Annotated in this window: 17 protein-coding genes; 13 read left to right on the top strand and 4 right to left on the bottom strand. The window is 49.9% G+C overall.

What is annotated here, in order from left to right; translation table 11 throughout:
* Window positions 1–152: 152 nt before the first annotated feature.
* Complete coding sequence (locus tag ACLBLI_RS01870; protein WP_414829487.1) at window positions 153–437, top strand: hypothetical protein; 285 nt, start codon at window positions 153–155, stop codon at window positions 435–437.
* 11 nt (window positions 438–448) lie between these two features.
* Complete coding sequence (locus ACLBLI_RS01865) at window positions 449–607, top strand: hypothetical protein (RefSeq protein WP_414829486.1); 159 nt, start codon at window positions 449–451, stop codon at window positions 605–607.
* 317 nt (window positions 608–924) lie between these two features.
* Here ACLBLI_RS01865 and mrcB read toward each other — a convergent pair whose 3' ends face one another.
* The gene (gene mrcB / locus ACLBLI_RS01860; RefSeq protein WP_414829485.1) at window positions 925–3,231 is read right to left on the bottom strand and encodes a penicillin-binding protein 1B; all 2,307 of its coding nucleotides are present in this window, start codon (window positions 3,229–3,231) and stop codon (window positions 925–927) included.
* A gap of 161 nt (window positions 3,232–3,392) precedes the next feature.
* Here mrcB and ACLBLI_RS01855 point away from each other — a divergent pair, with 161 nt between their 5' ends.
* From ACLBLI_RS01855 to ACLBLI_RS01825, 7 genes are all read left to right on the top strand, one after another.
* Entirely contained in the window at window positions 3,393–3,632 is a 240-nt protein-coding gene (locus ACLBLI_RS01855; protein WP_414829484.1) for a DUF6489 family protein, read from the top strand.
* 18 nt (window positions 3,633–3,650) lie between these two features.
* Window positions 3,651–5,423, top strand: coding sequence for a PHA/PHB synthase family protein (locus ACLBLI_RS01850; protein ID WP_414829483.1), 1,773 nt, complete (start codon window positions 3,651–3,653; stop codon window positions 5,421–5,423).
* Between the two features lie 217 nt (window positions 5,424–5,640).
* Complete coding sequence (gene phaR / locus ACLBLI_RS01845; protein WP_414829482.1) at window positions 5,641–6,066, top strand: polyhydroxyalkanoate synthesis repressor PhaR; 426 nt, start codon at window positions 5,641–5,643, stop codon at window positions 6,064–6,066.
* Window positions 6,067–6,362: 296 nt separating this feature from the next.
* A complete protein-coding gene (locus ACLBLI_RS01840) occupies window positions 6,363–7,022 on the top strand; it encodes a phasin family protein (RefSeq protein ID WP_414829481.1) in 660 nt (219 codons plus the stop codon).
* Between the two features lie 25 nt (window positions 7,023–7,047).
* The gene (locus ACLBLI_RS01835; RefSeq protein WP_414829480.1) at window positions 7,048–7,395 is read left to right on the top strand and encodes a phasin family protein; all 348 of its coding nucleotides are present in this window, start codon (window positions 7,048–7,050) and stop codon (window positions 7,393–7,395) included.
* A gap of 134 nt (window positions 7,396–7,529) precedes the next feature.
* Entirely contained in the window at window positions 7,530–8,747 is a 1,218-nt protein-coding gene (locus tag ACLBLI_RS01830; RefSeq protein ID WP_414829479.1) for a polyhydroxyalkanoate depolymerase, read from the top strand.
* 408 nt (window positions 8,748–9,155) lie between these two features.
* Window positions 9,156–10,451 carry a lytic murein transglycosylase gene (locus ACLBLI_RS01825; RefSeq protein WP_414829478.1) on the top strand — a complete coding sequence of 432 codons (1,296 nt, stop codon included), beginning with the start codon at window positions 9,156–9,158 and terminating at the stop codon, window positions 10,449–10,451.
* A 119-nt stretch (window positions 10,452–10,570) separates the two neighbouring features.
* Here the strand turns inward: ACLBLI_RS01825 and phbB are convergent, their stop codons facing one another.
* Window positions 10,571–11,293 (bottom strand): acetoacetyl-CoA reductase, encoded by a 723-nt coding sequence (gene phbB, locus ACLBLI_RS01820; RefSeq protein ID WP_414829477.1) that lies wholly within the window; start codon window positions 11,291–11,293, stop codon window positions 10,571–10,573.
* Window positions 11,294–11,446: 153 nt separating this feature from the next.
* Window positions 11,447–13,939 (bottom strand): ATP-dependent helicase HrpB, encoded by a 2,493-nt coding sequence (hrpB, locus tag ACLBLI_RS01815; protein ID WP_414829476.1) that lies wholly within the window; start codon window positions 13,937–13,939, stop codon window positions 11,447–11,449.
* A 249-nt stretch (window positions 13,940–14,188) separates the two neighbouring features.
* Between hrpB and thpR the strand changes: the two genes are divergently transcribed.
* Entirely contained in the window at window positions 14,189–14,812 is a 624-nt protein-coding gene (thpR, locus tag ACLBLI_RS01810; protein WP_414829475.1) for an RNA 2',3'-cyclic phosphodiesterase, read from the top strand.
* 48 nt (window positions 14,813–14,860) lie between these two features.
* On the opposite strand, the gene ACLBLI_RS01805 is transcribed toward thpR, so the two are convergent.
* The gene (locus ACLBLI_RS01805) at window positions 14,861–15,037 is read right to left on the bottom strand and encodes a hypothetical protein (RefSeq protein WP_414829474.1); all 177 of its coding nucleotides are present in this window, start codon (window positions 15,035–15,037) and stop codon (window positions 14,861–14,863) included.
* Between the two features lie 366 nt (window positions 15,038–15,403).
* Here ACLBLI_RS01805 and purU point away from each other — a divergent pair, with 366 nt between their 5' ends.
* The 3 genes from purU to ACLBLI_RS01790 all read left to right on the top strand — a co-directional run bounded on the left by purU (window position 15,404) and on the right by ACLBLI_RS01790 (window position 17,596).
* Window positions 15,404–16,258, top strand: a complete 855-nt coding sequence (gene purU, locus ACLBLI_RS01800) for a formyltetrahydrofolate deformylase (protein WP_414829473.1) — start codon at window positions 15,404–15,406, stop codon at window positions 16,256–16,258.
* Window positions 16,259–16,391: 133 nt separating this feature from the next.
* Complete coding sequence (locus ACLBLI_RS01795; protein WP_414829472.1) at window positions 16,392–16,913, top strand: hypothetical protein; 522 nt, start codon at window positions 16,392–16,394, stop codon at window positions 16,911–16,913.
* Window positions 16,910–17,596 (top strand): GGDEF domain-containing protein, encoded by a 687-nt coding sequence (locus tag ACLBLI_RS01790; RefSeq protein WP_414829471.1) that lies wholly within the window; start codon window positions 16,910–16,912, stop codon window positions 17,594–17,596. The genes ACLBLI_RS01795 and ACLBLI_RS01790 overlap by 4 nt, the downstream gene beginning before the upstream one ends.
* Window positions 17,597–17,637 lie beyond the last annotated feature (41 nt).

The raw sequence follows: 17,637 nt of genomic DNA, 5'->3' as shown, positions 1-17,637 counted from the left end.
GCGAAGAAAATCCTGAAATATCATTTAAAAACAAAGACATAAAATTTATTTTCTGAATGGCACAACTATCGCAATAGTGATTGCGACTTACATGATAACTGTCACGCAGTATTCAAGAGTGCAGTTTTTAAACCTCAAATCAGGAGAAAATTATGTTTACCGTTCGTCGTCTATTAACTGCACTGGCTATCACTGTTACCGCATCAGGCAGTGCCTTTGCCGCTCAGGAAAATGAAGATGTATTACATCTGGTAACCGATGCCATGGTGTCGCAGTCTGTTTACGAGACCACATCAGAACTTGAAATTGGCGTGACATACGATGTGCTGACAGCCAGTCATCAGTTCGATCCGGAAGAGGAAAAAAGTGAACTGGTTGCCGATGTCACTATCAGTATTAACGATCAGCCATCGCTTAGCGATGACAACGACGCATAAGGATAATTGCCATGATGAGTACCAGCTACGTATTGATGATGGCCATGGGGCCGGTGGCGGCCTATCTGGCAGGTATCATTGTGTTTAGTGGTGCACGGGCCATCGTGCACCGTATGACCCCATCCCAACCTTACTCCCGTAGGGCCTTTCCTTCAGGGCAGGCAGGTTAACGTGCAGAAGCTTACGCAGAGGTAGTGTCTTAAACGCATTTCTTCAGCACGTTCACTTGCCCTCTCTGAGGGCTTTTTTTTTGCCTGTTTACCGTAGCAGGCCGAATTAACTGGCGAACCTGAACATTTATCTACTGCGTCGTTACTTACACCTCGTAATGCCAAATGGCCTCCTCTTACCCAAAAGCAATCAAGACACTCCTTCCGCCATCGCAGTTCACAGCCTCTCGGGTAACAGCGCGTTACTGGTCAGCTGCACGCAAAGTAACGCGAGAGACAGCACCAGTAGCAGTTCCCTGGTACTCTCAGCCCATTACCTAATCGCCAAACAGCTTTTCCCACCAGCTTTTGTCTTTCACCGGCTCGCCGGAACAATCCTGCTCGGGGGGCGGTAACACTTCCAGAATTGCGGGTACGCTCATGCTTCCCGGACACCCCGGCACAACGACAGCACCGCTATCCGGATCAAAGTGCGCAATACCAAGGCCGGCAGGGAATCGCCTTGAGAGCGATTTCGGCTCCTGCATTTTCTGGTAGTTGATGAATACCGGTAATGCACCTCCGGCTCCGGTCAGGTTTACAGGTTGGTTATCGTCATTCCCTACCCAGACGGTGATCACGTTATTGCGGTCAAAACCGCTGAACCAGCTGTCGCGATAGTCATCGGTAGTGCCGGTTTTACCGCCCATATTAATTCGGGGGAAGTTCGCGCCGATGCGTTTTGCTGTGCCTTCGGTGCTGACTTTATACAGAGCGTAGTTAAGCAGATAAGTGGCAGCCTCATCAGTACGCTGTGAATAAAACTCGGCTTTCTTCCAAAGCAATTCGTTTTTCGATGTCACCACGTCGGTAACGGTATGCAGTGGTATGTAACGACCATTGTTTGAAATGGTCTGATACATCTGGTTGGTCTCAAACGGCGTTAACGACAGCGCACCTAACGTTAATGCCGGAACCGTCTCAATATCCGACTGTACACCGAGGCGCTGCAGTGTATCGGCGACATTATCCAGCCCCAGCGCCATACCCAGATTCACTGTAGGAACATTTAGCGAACGTGTGAGCGCCTCAATCAGCGGCACTTGTCCCCGGAACTTCTTGTCGATATTCTGTGGCGACCACATTTTTCCATCGGTGCTTTTCAGCGTAATGGGCTCGTCTTTAATGGGCGTTGCCAGATTAAAGCGGGTCGGGTCTTCCAGCGCCGTCAAATACACCGCCGGTTTCACCAGTGAGCCAATCTGACGACGTGCCTCCAGCGCGCGGTTGAAACCCGCATATTCTGCATCGCGTCCACCGACAATCGCGCGTACTTCACCGGAAGAGATATCGGTAACAACCATCGCCGCTTCCAACTGCGCGCTGCGATCCTGTTGCAAGCCATCCAGAGTCTGGCCAATAGAACGTTCTGCACGGCGCTGCGCGTAAATATCCAGCGTGGTGAACACTTTCAGGCCGGAATCCTGTAGCGTAGGGTCGGCCAGAATGTCATTCAGTTCTTTGCGTACCTGATTCATAAACGCCGGGTGCTTACCGCTGGCCAGGCTTGCGCCTGTGGCCAGCTGCAGAGGCTGATTTATATATTGCTGATACTGGTCGCGGGTGATTTCGTTTTCATCAAACAAAATACGCAATACCAGATCGCGGCGCTCTTTCACGCGCTCGGGATAACGTTTGGGGTTGTAATAAGAAGGCCCTTTTATCATTGCCACCAACGTCGCAATTTCCGGTGTATTAAGCTCATTTGCCGGGCGGTCGAAATAGTAATAACTTGCCAGACCAAAACCGTGCACGGCCATATCACCGTTCTGACCTAAAAACACCTCGTTCAGGTAGGCCTGCAGGATTTCACTTTTGCTGTAGCGGGCATCAATAATAATCGCCATCAGGGCTTCTTTGGCTTTACGAACAATCGAGCGCTCACGAGTCAGGTACAGATTCTTTACCAACTGCTGCGTCAGCGTGCTGCCACCCTGCACAGTGCGGCCGGCAGCAATATTGGCCATCAATGCACGCAATATTGACAGTGGCGCCACACCGTAGTGATCATAGAAATCACGGTCTTCCACCAGTGTCAGGGTTTTTGGCAGCATATCCGGCACCTTATCCAGGTTCACCAACATGCGGTCTTCACGACGGCTGCTAACCATGCGGGTTACCAGCCACGGCTCCAGGCGTATCTGCCCGATTTGCTGGTCGGCGCCAAGATCAGTAATGGTTGAGATGCGCCTGTCATCCCAGCGGATGCTGATATGCCTTAACGATTCAGCGCCATCAGGAAACTGAAACGCCCGGCGCTGAAACGTCAGCTCGCCATTTCGGTAACTGTATTCACCACTGGAATCCGCGCGGGACACTTTACGATAACCAAGCAATTCGAGTTCATCGAGTATTTCTCTGGGCGTGATCTCCAGGGACTTTTCTAGTACCAACGGGCGCGCATAAATCTGCGCCGGCACTTCCCATTTATTACCGGTAAAAGAATGTTTGATTTGCGCGTCCAGATAGAAAACATAGGCTGCCAGCACCACCATTGCCACAATGAACAACCTGATACCGAGACTCAGCCATACTGAGCGCGTTTTTTTCGTCTTCGCTTTCGCTTTTGTCTGTTTTTTAGCCACTTACCATGCCATGATGAAAAAACTCTGGTGAGATTCTGCGTTTTTCGCAGCGCTTTTACCAGTGTCGCAATAATGATACCGAAGTCTCATGGACAAAATTCAATCAGACCATAGTCTGTTATTTCACCGCTTTTGAGCCTTCGCCACGTGAGGATATGGATATGAAAATTACGATTGATGTAGACCTCTCTCCTCAGGAAGCCCGCGAGCTTATGGGCTGGCCCGATATGAGCAGGCTCCATGAGACCACCATACGTATGGTAACCGAACAGCTTCAGAGTGGGAACCAGGAAGCTGTGATGTCGATGTTAAAACCGTACCTGGATGGCAGTCAGCAGGCGTTCTCCTTTTACAAGAATATGATGGAAGGGCTGGCCACCGGCAACAGCTCAAAGAAATAGCCACGGAGGTATTTTCAGGTGGACTCTCAGGACCAGAACGACATTATTGAAACACTGAACAAATATGCCCATCAATTTAATGCCATGGTGCATGATGTTTTGTCCCGTAAGCAAAGCAGTGAAGACACAGCTGCCATGTTCGACCCGGAAAAGTTAATGCATTTACTATCCCGCGATGTCGAGGTGGACTCAGCAAAATTAGTCAAAGCGCAAATGGACTTCATGCGTCAGCAAACCGAATTGTGGCAACAAGCTACCAAAGCCATGTTAGGTGAAAAAGCGCATGATGTGGTGACCGAAGACAAAGAAGATCGACGGTTTTCACATACAGACTGGCACGATAATCCGGTATTCAGCTATCTCAAGCAGGCCTATTTGATCAATTCGCAAATGCTGCAAGGCATGATTGAATCGATGCATTTTAAAGATCCGAAAAGCGCCGAGCAGGTAAAGTTTTATACCCGTCAGTATATTAACTCTGTCTCGCCCACCAATTATCTGCTGTCAAACCCTGAAGTATGCGAAGAAATTCTCAAATCCAAAGGCCAGAATATGGTGAAAGGCATTGAGAATTTTATGCGCGATCTTGAACAAAGCCCGCTGGAAGCGTTCAAAATCACCCAGACCGACATGGCTGCATTTACACTGGGAGAGAACCTTGCCACGACACCGGGGAAAGTCGTTTACCAAAATGAGCTGATACAGCTGATTCACTACCAGCCGAAAAAAACAAAAACCTATTCCAGCCCAATTCTGTTTGTACCGCCGTTTATCAATAAATACTACATTCTGGACCTGGACAAACGGAAGTCTGTCGTCAATGGCTTGTTAGAAGAGGGTCACAGCGTGTTCATGATTTCCTGGGTAAACCCGGGTCCTGAACTGGCTGACAGGGATTTTGTCAGCTACATGAAAGAAGGACCGCTTGAGGCACTGGATGTAGTGTGTGACATTACGGGTCAGGATAAAGTTAACATGGTTGGCTTTTGCGTCGGCGGTACGCTGTTATCAATGACTGCCGCGTATCTTCGTGCCAAAGGCGATGAGCGGATCGGCTCGATGACATTGTTAACTACCCTGCTGGATTTCAGTGAGCCCGGAGAAGTGGGCAACTATCTGACGGATCAGGCGTTGCCCATTATGGAACAAAACGCGGAAATAAAAGGGGTGTATGATGGAAGAATACTGGGTCTTAGTTTTAGCCTGTTGCGCGAAAACAATCTGTTCTGGTCGTATTTCATCAACAATTATTTAAAAGGGAAAGACCCTGCCGCCTTCGATATTCTGTACTGGAACAGTGATGCCACGAATATCACTGCCGCCTGCTTTAAACAGTATATTCGAACCACATACTGGGAAAACAAACTCAAAGATCCCGGCGCCGTAGTGATTGACGGTGTTCCCATCGACTTATCAAAAATCGATATGCCGGTGTATTTTCTTTCAACGCTTGCCGACCACATCGTGCTTTGGCAGGGCGCCTATAAAGGGACCCAACTGGTAAGTGGCGACACCCGATTCGTACTGGCAGGTTCCGGTCACCTGGCGGGTGTGATCAATCCTACGAAAACGGGAAAATATCCGCATTGGGTAAATCCGGACTTACCCTCTGATGCCGCCGCCTGGTTTGATGGTGCTACCAAACATGAAGGCTCATGGTGGCCCGACTGGTATCGATGGTTACGCCTGCATGATGAAACCACCACCACGGCCCCTAAACCCGGTAAACATAAAGCCTATCCGGGAATTGAAGATGCACCTGGCAGCTATGTGATGAAACGCCTGGATTAACAGGAAACGAAAGTGGGCACCCTCTGCTGGCATTGAGGAGACGGGCCGGAATAGCATGTCTACCTCAATGCGCTGCAGACTGCAGATGCTGCCACCATACGCGACCAGCGTAGCGGGGTGTGAGAACCTACACCGCGACCTGACAGGTTCGCTTGCTCTTATCATTGCCATTGCGCTACTCTGCAAAGGCAACCTTTGTTTAACCAAGAGCACATACATGATTATCATTAAGAAGTACCCTAACCGCCGGTTATACGATACCTCGCGCAGTCAGTATGTGAATCTGGATTACATCAAAACACTCATCGAAGACAGTAAAGAGTTTCAGGTCATCGACTCAAAAAGCGAAGATGACATTACCAAATCTATCTTATTGCAAATCATCAGTGAGTCGGAAACCAACGATAACCAGTCACTGCTTACCAACTCGCTGCTAAAACAGTTAATCCGCTTTTACGACAGCGATATGCAATTTTTCGTGCGGCAATACCTGGAGCAAAGTCTGGTCAGTTTTATCGAGCAACAGGATAAGATGCAGGGCATGATGAAGAATATGGTTGAGACCAGTCCCTTCGGCATGTTCAACAAAATGATGGAGCAAAACCTCGAAGCCTGGAAGCGAAGCCAGAACCAGAAAAAGTAACCACGCGTGGCGCTAGTGCGCTGGAAACTCAACCTGACGTCGGTGCGCCTTTGCTTTTGCGCCCATCCTTACTGACGGTTCTCCTATCTGCAGTGACCTGCGAAAGCGCCTCATTGCGGCACCCATCACACCATGCTGCACAGCAGCATAAAATTCTATTTCTATATAAAAACTCGTTCTAAGCACAATGCTGCAGCGCAACAATTTCGCTTGACGTGTTGCCAATCACTGTATAGTATTTAATCAAATCCTGCTGCAGCGCAGCATTTTTTGTTTACTTCAGGGTGGAGACAATCATGTTTGGCAAATTTTCAGAGCAACTGAAAAAAACATCTAAACCAGTTAACAACCTGTTCGCGATGAATGCGAAAGTACTGGAAGACTTGTCTCAGCATCAGACTGAGCTGTTCACTGGTTTGTTGAGCGACAGCGTGAGATACATGGAAAGCGTCTCCGTGCAGCCTGACCTGAAAGGTGTACTCGCGGCCAACTCAGAATATGCCGAATCGGTTCGCGATCGTATTACCAGCGCATCCAAAGAGAATTACGGCACTTTGAACACCGCACGCGAACAGGTAACTGATTTTGTTAAATCAGCCTTTGAGGAGACGGCATCTGAATCGCAAAAAGCGGCCTCAACAGCAGTGAAAACGGCGACAGAGAGTGCAGAGAAAACCGAGACCGCTGCAAAAAGTGCAGCCAGCACCGTCGCCAAAAAGGCAAGCGCAGCAACCAAGCAAACCGCTAATGCGGCGAAAGACGCACCGAAGGTAACGCAACAGGCGGCTGAAACAGCGGCGCAAGCTACAAAAGAGGCCGTGTCTGAAGCGGCCACAGCAACTGCGGCGAAGCCTGAGACGAAAGCCACGGGCAGCACCGCGACAAAAAAGACAACACGACCTCGTCGCACCAGCAGTACTGCGGCGAAGAAGACGACGACGAAATCAACGAAATAAATCTTACCACTAGTGGAGAAAGGCAATGTTTGAACAAATGAATGAGCAGTTTAAAACCGCAATGAAACCTATGACTGACCTTGCGACTCTGAACATGAACACCGTTCAGGAACTGGCAGAAAAAAGTAATGCACTTTACTCAAGCCTGCTGTCTGAGAGCATGTCTTACTTTGAAAAGGCATCTCAGCAGAAAGATCTGATGGCGCTGGCGGAAACGCAAAAAGCCTACGCTGAGTCTGTGCAGGAAACCATGTCTGAAGCCGCTAAAAGCAGCTATGCAGTTCTGACTGAAGCACAGCAAAAAGCGGGCGAAATGATGAAAGGCATGAGCGAAGACATGACAACCAAGTTTACTGCTGCTACAAAAAGCTAAGTCAGCCTGAGTTACTGCCGGTGCGTCACGCACCGGCATCCCACCTTCGCCACACGCGACAGGTCATACCCGAGTGTGAACCAATCCCTCACTCCCAGGTCTTAGCCCAGTCTGTATTATTGAGGAGAGACGTAATGAATTATCAGGCATACGATTATTTAACCCGCGGCGCGCACATCATGCACGAGGGATTTAGCCTGCTCAATGACATTGCGAGTCACCCCGACAATCCATTTTCCCACACCTATCCCGGCCGTATTACCCGCGCATCGCTGGAAACTGCCATGCGGCTGACCCGACGCTATGACAAGCTGGGCTTTAATATTGACGACGTGATTATTGAGGGACGCCATCACAAAGTCACTGAAGAAGTGGTATTAAGTAAGCCGTTTTGTGACTTGATGCACTTTAACCGTAAAGGCGTTCGTGATGATCATAAGGTATTACTGGTAGCCCCACTCTCTGGTCACCATGCAACGCTGCTGAAAGGCACAGTGGAGGCACTGTTGCCTGATCACGAAATTTTCGTGACCGACTGGGCGGATGCCAGAGAAGTCCCGCTGGAAGATGGTCCGTTTTCGTTCGATTGCTACGTACAGTACCTGATAGAATTTTTAGAGTTTTTAGGTCCAGGGACACACGTTATTGCTATTTGTCAGCCTACCGTTCAGGCACTTATTGCAACCGCAGTCATGGCCGAGCGCAATAACAAATGCGTACCAAAGTCTCTCACGCTTATGGCTGGACCCATTGATACGTCGAAAAACCCTACTCGCGTAAACGAGTTTTCTCATGAGAGGCCCATGGACTGGTTTCGAAATGTGGCCATCATGAAAGTGCCTTATGGCTATCCGGGTGAAGGCCGAAAAGTCTATCCGGGGTTCATGCAGCTGGGTGGCTTTATCAGTATGAATCAGCAGTCGCACATGAAGAAGTACATGAACTTCTACCAAAACCTGGTGTTTGGTGAAGAAGAAGATGCCGATAGATTCCGTGCCTTCTACGACGAATACCTGGCAGTACTGGATATGCCTGCGGAATTTTATCTGGAAACCATTGAGCGGGTGTTTAAAAACAACGAACTGGCACGCGGCGCTATCACTTATGAGGGCGAGGCTGTTAATTTTGAAGCCATTGATAATACCGCACTGCTAACTGTTGAAGGGGCCGATGATGATATCTGCGGCCTCGGACAAACTGAAGCAGCCCAGGATATCTGCAAAAATGTCCCTAAATCCATGCGTCGCCATCACGTGCAACAGGGTGCCGGCCATTACGGTATTTTTAGTGGCTCTAAGTTCCGCAAACATATTCGGCCTCTAATTACGGACTTTATTCACAAATACGCGTGAGTGATGGTCTTCCAGCGTTAAATGAGAGCGGCGTATGCCGCTCTTAGGCTGTGATGCTTAATACCTTCCACAACAGAATGCCCTTATTTTCTCAATAAGCTCGTTTGAGAAGCTGGCCTACCTTACTGAATTACGATGTTACAAGAACACGACCCTCAGAAGTCTGACATCACGCTCGCGTTGGAACCCTTAGCTATCAGTGCCCGATAATTGCGGTAGTGCGCAACACAATAAGAAAAAAGTAATCCCGATTACCTGCCACCTTGTAGTAACTTTTTGGAACAACAGATATTACTCACACTTTGTTTGCTCATATTAACGCCAAATTTATGCCATTAAAGGAATATTCCTCGCTATTTTTACTGGCTTTACGTTAGCATGAGCGTCTCTGAAATCAGGATGAATCTTATGCCTCAGATGCTTTCAGGCGGACTTCGCGCTTCATGTTTAACACTTGCAGCTGCGCTTTCTTCTTTTTCCGCCACCAGTGCCGAAACATTTTTAGAATGCAAATCCCGTCTCACTGAACAGGCTGTCAGCGAAGGCGTGGACCGTGATACCGCCCAATCAGTTTTTGCAAAACTTGAATACCAGCCCAGGGTAATCGAGCTGGACAGAAGCCAGCCCGAATTCGTTCAGACCTTTCCCGGATATTTTAGTAAACGCGTGACTGACTGGCGCGTTAATAAGGGAAAAGAAATGTATGCCAAACACAAAGATTTGCTTGAACAGTTAAATGATAAATACGGCGTACCGCCACATTATTTAATGGCGTTCTGGGGGCTGGAAACCAACTTCGGTAGCTATAAAGGAAAGATGCCAGTGCTGGATTCGCTGGCGACGTTAGCGTGCGATCCCCGCAGGGCAACTTATTTTACGCAGGAGCTTTTGGTCGCCATTAAATTAATGCAGCGGGAATCCCTGTCGCAAGAGGACATGGTGGGGTCATGGGCAGGTGCGATGGGCCACACACAGTTTATGCCCTCTGCTTACACAAACTATGCTGTGGACGGTGATGGCGACGGCCAGGCAAACCTGTGGAACAGTGAGGCTGACGCACTTACCTCTGCCGCCAACTTTTTGGCTAATCTCGGCTGGAAACCTGGCTTCAGATGGGGCCGTGAGATCCAGCTACCAGAGAACTTCGACTACCGGCTTTCTGGTTACAGCAACCGTCGCCCCGTCACGGCATGGAATGAGCTTGGCATTACCAAAGCCAATGGTGAACCGCTGGGGGAGGCTGATATTGACGCCTACGTCGTAGTGCCTGCCGGACACAACGGCCCGGCCTTCCTTGCCTACCAAAACTTCCGTACTATCATGCGCTGGAACAACTCCGAGTTTTATGCCATCGCGGTGGGCCATCTTGCAGACCGCATTGCTGGTAAGCCGGCTCTGGTTGCCGATCTTCCTGATCTGCCAGCATATTCACGCGATAATATCATCGCACTGCAGCAAGCCCTAAACGCAAATGGGCATGATGTCGGTAAACCCGATGGTATTATTGGTCCTGCAACGCGTGCTGGGATCCGAGACTATCAGATAGCGAATGGCATGATTGCCGATGGCTTTCCGGGGTTAACGGTGATGGCGTCGCTGGGCGTTGAGCTAGCCAAAGACGAAGAGTCCAAAGAAGAATCTAAAGTCTCTTCAGATGAAGACGCTGTTAAGTCTGGTAACACCGAGTCTGAGATAAAGGCGTGATATAACCTGCTGCACACGCGTGATCCCGCGAGGTAGCAAGGCAAAAAAAGGGCTGTGTCGTTAACAGCCCTTTTTCGATTGTGATGCTTGTCACCTGGCAGACAACATCACTGCCAGCGTTAATACATATGTTGACCACCATTGATAGACAAGGTGGAGCCTGTCATAAACCCGGCCTCATCGCCAATCAGAAACATCACGGCATTCGCGATATCTTCCGGCTTACCCAGACGCCCCACTGGAATGGTGGCAATAATTTTTTTCAGCACTTCTTCAGGTACTGCCCGTACCATGTCGGTATCGACATACCCTGGCGCGATAGCATTGACGGTAATGCCTTTGGCTGCGCCCTCTAATGCCAGCGCTTTGGTAAATCCGTGAATACCGGATTTCGCTGCAGCATAATTAACCTGACCGTACTGTCCAGCCTGGCCATTTACAGAACCTATATTAACGATGCGTCCAAAGCCTCGCTCGCGCATACCGTCAATCACCGAGCGGCAGGTATTAAAACACGACGCCAGGTTAGTTTGTATTACCGCGTCCCATTGTTCGAACGACATTCGGTGCATCGTACCATCACGGGTAATGCCGGCATTATTAATAAGAATATCCACCGGCCCGTAATCATTCTCAATTTGCGCAATAGCGTCTTTGGTTTTTTCAAAATCCGATACATCAAATTTAAACGACGGGATCCCGGTACGCTCTGTGAACGCCTTTGCCGCGTCATCGTTCCCACCATAATTTGCCACGACAGTGTAGCCAGCACCTTTCAGTGCTGTGCAAATTGCTTCCCCGATACCTCTTGTGCCACCTGTGACTAATGCTACTCTGCTCATGATATTTCCCTTTATTGTTGCTTAAGATTTATACAACCACTCTATTAAGCATGTATAAAGAAAATATGACAATGGCTAAATAAGACCTTTGTACCAGATCATTATTTGAACAATAACGGCTATTGGACCGCTAAGTCGCAAACAGTATATAAATCAACCCATTGCTTTTTTTGTTTTCGTCGTCGGTACAGCAGTGGTCGGATCGTCTGGCCAGTAATGTTTCGGGTATCGCCCCTTCATTTCTTTTTGGATCTCGCGATAACTCCCCCGCCAGAAGGCCCCGATATCCGTAGTGGTCTGCAACGGTCTGTGCGCAGGTGACAACAGTTCAAGAACGATATTTACTTTTCCACCAGCCAACATTAGCGTCGCATTTTGTCCGTACATTTCCTGCATCCGCACAGGATAAATAACGTCACCATGTTCGGTATACCGCAGCTTGTGGGAATGGCCGCTGGGTGCTTTCAATGTGGTTGGCAACGCTTCGCTGATGGCATGTTGCTGTGGCCAGCTAAGACTCTGTTGAAGTGCATCAAGCCAGGGCAGCGTAGATAAGTCATCTACCTGTCTGCAGCGCGTGAGTTTAGTTTGCAAACTTTCCAACGCGCGGCGCAAACACGCTTCAAAACTCACAGGCCAGGGCTCTGGGCTGTCAAAAGCCTGTGGCTGTTCAAGCTGTAGATCACGAGCCAGTTTGACTCTGAACCACCATTGCCAGTGGACGTCATCAAGAGGCCATTTATTCACCTCAAGAGAGCTGAGATAGTCTGTCCAGGCTTCACTCCAGGCTGTCGCCGGTACCTTCGCTACCGGTTCACTGGTGACGTCGATGTCCCCAACACCGGTTACCTGACGCGCCTCCATTTTTTGATTTGACGGGTTAAACCGCACCACCTGTCTTACACGGAAAACGTCAGGGAAGAGCGCTTTTATCGCGCTCTCGTCTATTTTCTCTGCCAGCCTGATCTGAAATTCCGTTCCGATTTGCTGTCCATCCAGCACCGCCAGCCAGGTGGTATCGACAACAGATGCGCATCGGGCCCCTTTGCCAGACGCCATTTTGAAGGTCTCTCCCCGCCGATATGCCAGCCTCTCCGGGTACGCCAGTGCGATGGCGCAGGCCAGCGCCATACTCTCGCTGGCAACGTGTTTGAGTGAATTTTCTCTGGCATTGGTATATCGCGCATAGCGCTTCGCCTGTTGATACAACGGCTTTTTTTGTGACTCCGGCAAGCTGGCCAGAGCCTCATGCAGCAATACGTTGCCAGTATTCAGCCCGGCTTCGGCAATGGCAGCCACCAGCGCAGCGGCTTCTCGTAACTGGCCGCCACCAACCTTATCTGCGACACGCGCCGCCTCCAGCAACATATTAGCCAGTTTGGGATGACAGGGGATGGCAGACAAGGCTCTGCCATAACGGGTAACCTGACCACTTTCATCGACGGCACCCAATGCTGCTAACGTATCGAAAGCGACATCCCGTTGCGCCTGACTCGGTTGAGTGAGCATGGGCAAGTCGAGCAGTTTACTTCCCCAGCAAAGCGCCTCAAGCAGCAACGAGGTGACGTCCTCACGAAGGATCTGCGGGTCGCTGTGACGGGCCATGCGCGACTGGGCCTCTTGTGCCCACAACCGGTAACAGATACCAGCCTGAACCCTGCCGGCACGACCTGCCCGCTGTATTGCAGACGCCTGAGAGATCCTTTGCTCGGTGAGTGTGGTCAGCCCGCTGGCAGGATGAAAGCGGGCCTGGTTTTCCATTCCACTGTCGATCACCACAGTGACGCCCTCAATAGTCAGGCTGGTCTCGGCGACATTGGTAGCAAGAATAACCTTTCTTCTTCCCTCAGGATCAGGGCGGATAGCAGCCAGTTGCGACTCCTTTCCTCCGCTGCCCAATAACCGGTGAATGACCACTCCCATTCGCGACGGTAGATCATCTATCAGTCCAGCAACCCGGTTAATGGCGCCACGACCACTGAGAAACACTAACACATCGCCTTTGTGCTGGTTCACCGCCTGGCGGATCTGTCGGGCAACCTGATCATGAAGAAGCTGCGCACTCACGCTGCCACTGTAGAATACCTCTACAGGGAATGTTCGTCCTTCGGTGAAAAGACATTCAGCATCAGGCAGTAGTGATTTTACCGAATCCAGTTCCAGCGTCGCCGACATAACGATGATTCTCAAATCTTCCCTTAGACCCTGCTGAACTTCCAGCGCCAGCGCTAATCCAAAATCACTATGGATGCTGCGTTCGTGAAACTCATCGAAAATAATAGCCTGAACATCGGGAAGTTCCGGATCCTGCTGAATCATTCGCGCCAGGATCCCTTCAGTAATGATTTCCAGCCGCGTGGACTGACTGACTTTGCTCTCACCCCGTATCCGGTATCCCACAGATTCTCCCACCGCCTCTTGGCGTTGTTCTGCCAGATAGCTTGCCAGATTACGCACCACTACCCGGCGTGGTTGCATCAACAGGATACGGCCTGTTGTTTCCCGGTTAAGCAATGACAGTGGCAACACTGTCGACTTTCCTGCTCCCGGCGGCGCACCTACAATAACGTTGCCTCGCTCAAGCGCGCGGTGAAGGTCAGGAACAAGTGATGCAGCGGGAAGGTTTTTCAACGCGTCGGAAAGCATTAACTCAAAACATTTACTGGTGTGATAGCGTATTGTACCTGCGGCACTTTTTTACGTCATCCTTCTTGCCTGATAAGCACAAAGAAGTATAAAACCTCACTATGGGCGGGATTTTCCTGTATTCCCTGTCACAAGAATGAGCCATCCGCAGTTACAGCGAGTATGACACTCAAGCAAAACCCGGCGTCATTTGCAGGTTGAAAACGCCATTCACGCGAACACCGAACAACATCGCAAAAGGAGTGAGAAATGCGCAGCTTCATTGGACTGGACATTGCGGGCCCGCAGAAAATGGCGTTAGAGACCTGGCGCGAACAGGCGTTACCGGAAGTGCCGCGTCGCGATGCCCTGACACCCAAAAAATCCAGAAAGCGTGCCGCACAAGACATCAGCCCTGTGCAGCCCTATACCGTACCCACGGTCAATCTGCATATGACTCTGTGCTTTCTTGGCGCAATTACGCCCAGGCAACACGAAGCATTAATACACGAAATCGACCAGCTTCGTTACCAGCCCTTTGATGTGCATCTGAATTCAACGGGTATCTGGAACGGCCCGAAAATTCTGCACGTCGCGCCGGAATCGCCGCCTGAAGAATTAATGGCACTGGCAAGAGGTGTGCGAAAAGCGTCGCGAGCAGCAGGCATTGCTGTAGACGGGAAGGAATATCGCCCGCATATCACGATGATAAGAAAAGCCGGGCCAACCCTGCCCTTGCCGCTTTTCATGCCGGATATTACCTGTCACTTCTCTGACTTTCATTTGTTTGAATCAGTCTCCACACCCGGCGGTGTGACCTATCCCATCAGACACAGCTGGCCGCTGCAGCATCAGCTATCTGTTCGCGAGAAGCTAAAGCGGGGGCTGCTGTGATCTGGCGCACGCGCGTTGCTATCAGACAGCACAAGCAGACCGAGAACGCTATGCCTCAAACAAATATATGCAATCGGTAGAATGCATGCGCAGGCATTGCGAAATGTCATCTTCCAGTAACCCGGCATTTCTCAGAATTTGCCATGCGATACGTCGAGATACTTCACTGCTGTTTTCATCATCCAGAATCATCAACGCCCGTTTGACGTAATTTGACTCATTCATCGTTCTTGCCGTCTTCACCTAATTTTCTGTTTACTTTTTAAACGCCGCCACCCCACAGTTTGATCAGCCAAGCTCGCAAAAAAAGCAGGTGTAACTCTGTGAGTCAAACACAGGAGAACGAGTGAGATTTAAACCCCGGACACGCTTTATAATGCGTACATGTAAACGCGCACGAGCTTCAGTTTGCAGAAGCCAGCAGGCAGCCCGAACGCGCTTTGCGGGCACCGCAACCGCGCACAGAGGATGGTTATGGTATAACTTATAGAAATTCGGGCTGAATAAATTCCCGGCTGGAAGGGGTGGTGGCTTTACATTTCATCTGATCCCCGATAAAACAAATGCCCTAAGCCTTTTTTATTCAATATCATGCAGCAAACGTATCGCCTTATCATCGACTGCCCGGACCAAATCGGTCTGGTTGCCAGCGTATCTCAGTTTCTCGCCGACCATGGTGCGACAATCGTCGAAGCCAGTCATCATACCGACCAGCAAACCGGTCGGTTTTTTATGCGTCATGAGATAGGAGCAGACTCCATCAAACTGGATTATCAGAGTTTTGTGAACGAGTTTGCACCGCTGGCTAACGAGTATCAGATGCAATGGAAACTCACAGACTCCAGTTTGCGCCAGCGTGTGGCACTGCTAGGAAGTATTGAGTCACATTGTCTGGTAGATTTGCTGCACCGCTGGCACACCGGTGAGCTGTATTGTGATATTCCCTGCATCATTTCAAACCATCCGCAAATGAAGCAATTTGCCGACTGGTACAAGGTGCCGTTTCATTGGGTAGATTTCAATGCATTGGGCAAAGAGGCGGCATTCGAACAAATTACCACGCTGTTGCACGAGTACCAGGTCGACCTCACGGTACTTGCCCGGTTTATGCAAATTCTTCCCGATAGTCTGTGTCAGGAACTGGCCGGAAAAGCCATTAATATCCATCACAGCTTCCTGCCAAGTTTTGCCGGTGCCCGACCTTATCAGCAGGCCTATGAAAGAGGCGTTAAACTTATTGGTGCCACGTGCCATTATGTCACCAGAGATTTAGATGAAGGCCCCATCATCGAGCAAAGCGTAAAGCGTATCAGCCATAGCGATACTGCGGCAGATATGGTCAGAAAAGGAAAGGATTGTGAGGTTACCGCACTGGCCCACGGCGTACGCTATCATCTTGAAGACCGGGTCATCATTCATCGCAATAAAACCGTGGTATTTGCCTGACAGATAGGTACACAAGGCGCACGCGAATCAGGACTGATAACGTGTGCGCACAAATACATCAATCGCGTAATGAATAAGCAACAGAGGAAGCTTTCGCGTACTATCTGTTAACCGAAGAAATCAGGGAAGAGTCGTGTTGCTGTCAGTTATAAAATTCTGTTTCCGGGCGCTGCCACTTGCGGCTGCGGTCTCTGTGTTTTTTTCTGTGTTGCTCGTCAATTTCCTGAGCTTACCCGATGAGCATACACTTACTCCGACAGAAATAGACGACTATCTTCATGCCCTGCGTTCGCTGGACTTATTATGGATAATCTCTTCCGGGAACTTCTGGCTTATCTCGTTATCCTCTGAAGCTTTTACTTTTGAAAACCTTCCCGCGTTTCTTAACGCATACAGCGCGCTTTCGCTACTAATTTTTTGTATCGGCCTGGTTGTCTACCACCGCACGTTATCCACCATCAAGGCAGACCGACTGTGCGGCTATTTTCTAATTATGGGCTGGATGCACTTACTGATAGCAAAGGGCGTATTGCTGTTTACTGTTCCTGATAAACTCATCGGCCCGGTGCTGGCTGTGGGGATGTTGTCCATCTTGTATTTTGCACTGGCAGGGCTACTTGCAGAGATGTACCGCCGGGTAAGGGGTAACTCATGAAGGCAGTGTCAACGCTGACAGCGCTTTGGCTGTTCCTACCCGGGACTGCCCTTGCTGCAGATCCCTGGCGACAAATAGCCACCCATGCAACCATGCTGGCGATGGTGTTATCAGTAAACCTGATATTCTTCTTTTTGCTTTTTTTAGTTTCCGCAATCAGCAACAAACGTAAACGTTCAGCATTATCCACACTCACCGAACAAGCCTATCTTGATCCCCTTACGAAGGTGCTAAATCGCCGCGGATTCGAGCGGCGCCTCACTCATCTGCAAGAACAGTCAGGCTTTCTGATAGTGGCAGATATCGATGACTTCAAAGCCATTAACGATAGCTATGGACATGATGCGGGTGATCGTATTCTGAGCGCAGTGGCTTCTCGACTTAGGCAAGCGCTGCGACCAGAAGATATCGTTTCCCGTTTTGGTGGTGAAGAATTTGTTGTATTTTGTAAAACTCCGCATCTTGAGGAAGCCTCTCGCCTGGGCAACCGACTGGTGCAAGCCATAGCAGAAAGGCCTTTCGTCCTGCCGGAGCAGGGGCAGCAAGTCACAATTACCATCAGCGCGGGCGCATCAAAACTCAGCGACACGCCTTCTGCGTATCTGGGTGCATACCGCAACGCGGACAAGCTGTTGTACAAGGCAAAATCATCAGGCAAGAACCAATTAGTGGTTCACAACTGACAACCGCCGGGCACTCAATACAGCGCACGGGTAAACACGAT

This window comes from Alteromonas sp. H39, assembly GCF_047556435.1.
Lineage (GTDB): Bacteria > Pseudomonadota > Gammaproteobacteria > Enterobacterales > Alteromonadaceae > Alteromonas.
Note: the sequence above shows the minus strand (reverse complement) of the source record. Positions and strands in the feature narration are given on the sequence as shown.

Excerpts from the sequence above, each read along its gene's own strand:
- ACLBLI_RS01870 (WP_414829487.1), top strand. The coding sequence starts at position 153 with ATGTTTACCGTTCGTCGTCTATTAACTGCACTGGCTATCACTGTTACC.
- ACLBLI_RS01865 (WP_414829486.1), top strand. The coding sequence starts at position 449 with ATGATGAGTACCAGCTACGTATTGATGATGGCCATGGGGCCGGTGGCG.
- ACLBLI_RS01855 (WP_414829484.1), top strand. The coding sequence starts at position 3,393 with ATGAAAATTACGATTGATGTAGACCTCTCTCCTCAGGAAGCCCGCGAG.
- phaR (WP_414829482.1), top strand. The coding sequence starts at position 5,641 with ATGATTATCATTAAGAAGTACCCTAACCGCCGGTTATACGATACCTCG.
- ACLBLI_RS01840 (WP_414829481.1), top strand. The coding sequence starts at position 6,363 with ATGTTTGGCAAATTTTCAGAGCAACTGAAAAAAACATCTAAACCAGTT.
- ACLBLI_RS01835 (WP_414829480.1), top strand. The coding sequence starts at position 7,048 with ATGTTTGAACAAATGAATGAGCAGTTTAAAACCGCAATGAAACCTATG.
- ACLBLI_RS01830 (WP_414829479.1), top strand. The coding sequence starts at position 7,530 with ATGAATTATCAGGCATACGATTATTTAACCCGCGGCGCGCACATCATG.
- ACLBLI_RS01825 (WP_414829478.1), top strand. The coding sequence starts at position 9,156 with ATGCCTCAGATGCTTTCAGGCGGACTTCGCGCTTCATGTTTAACACTT.
- phbB (WP_414829477.1), bottom strand. The coding sequence starts at position 11,293 with ATGAGCAGAGTAGCATTAGTCACAGGTGGCACAAGAGGTATCGGGGAA.
- hrpB (WP_414829476.1), bottom strand. The coding sequence starts at position 13,939 with ATGCTTTCCGACGCGTTGAAAAACCTTCCCGCTGCATCACTTGTTCCT.
- thpR (WP_414829475.1), top strand. The coding sequence starts at position 14,189 with ATGCGCAGCTTCATTGGACTGGACATTGCGGGCCCGCAGAAAATGGCG.
- ACLBLI_RS01805 (WP_414829474.1), bottom strand. The coding sequence starts at position 15,037 with ATGAATGAGTCAAATTACGTCAAACGGGCGTTGATGATTCTGGATGAT.
- purU (WP_414829473.1), top strand. The coding sequence starts at position 15,404 with ATGCAGCAAACGTATCGCCTTATCATCGACTGCCCGGACCAAATCGGT.
- ACLBLI_RS01790 (WP_414829471.1), top strand. The coding sequence starts at position 16,910 with ATGAAGGCAGTGTCAACGCTGACAGCGCTTTGGCTGTTCCTACCCGGG.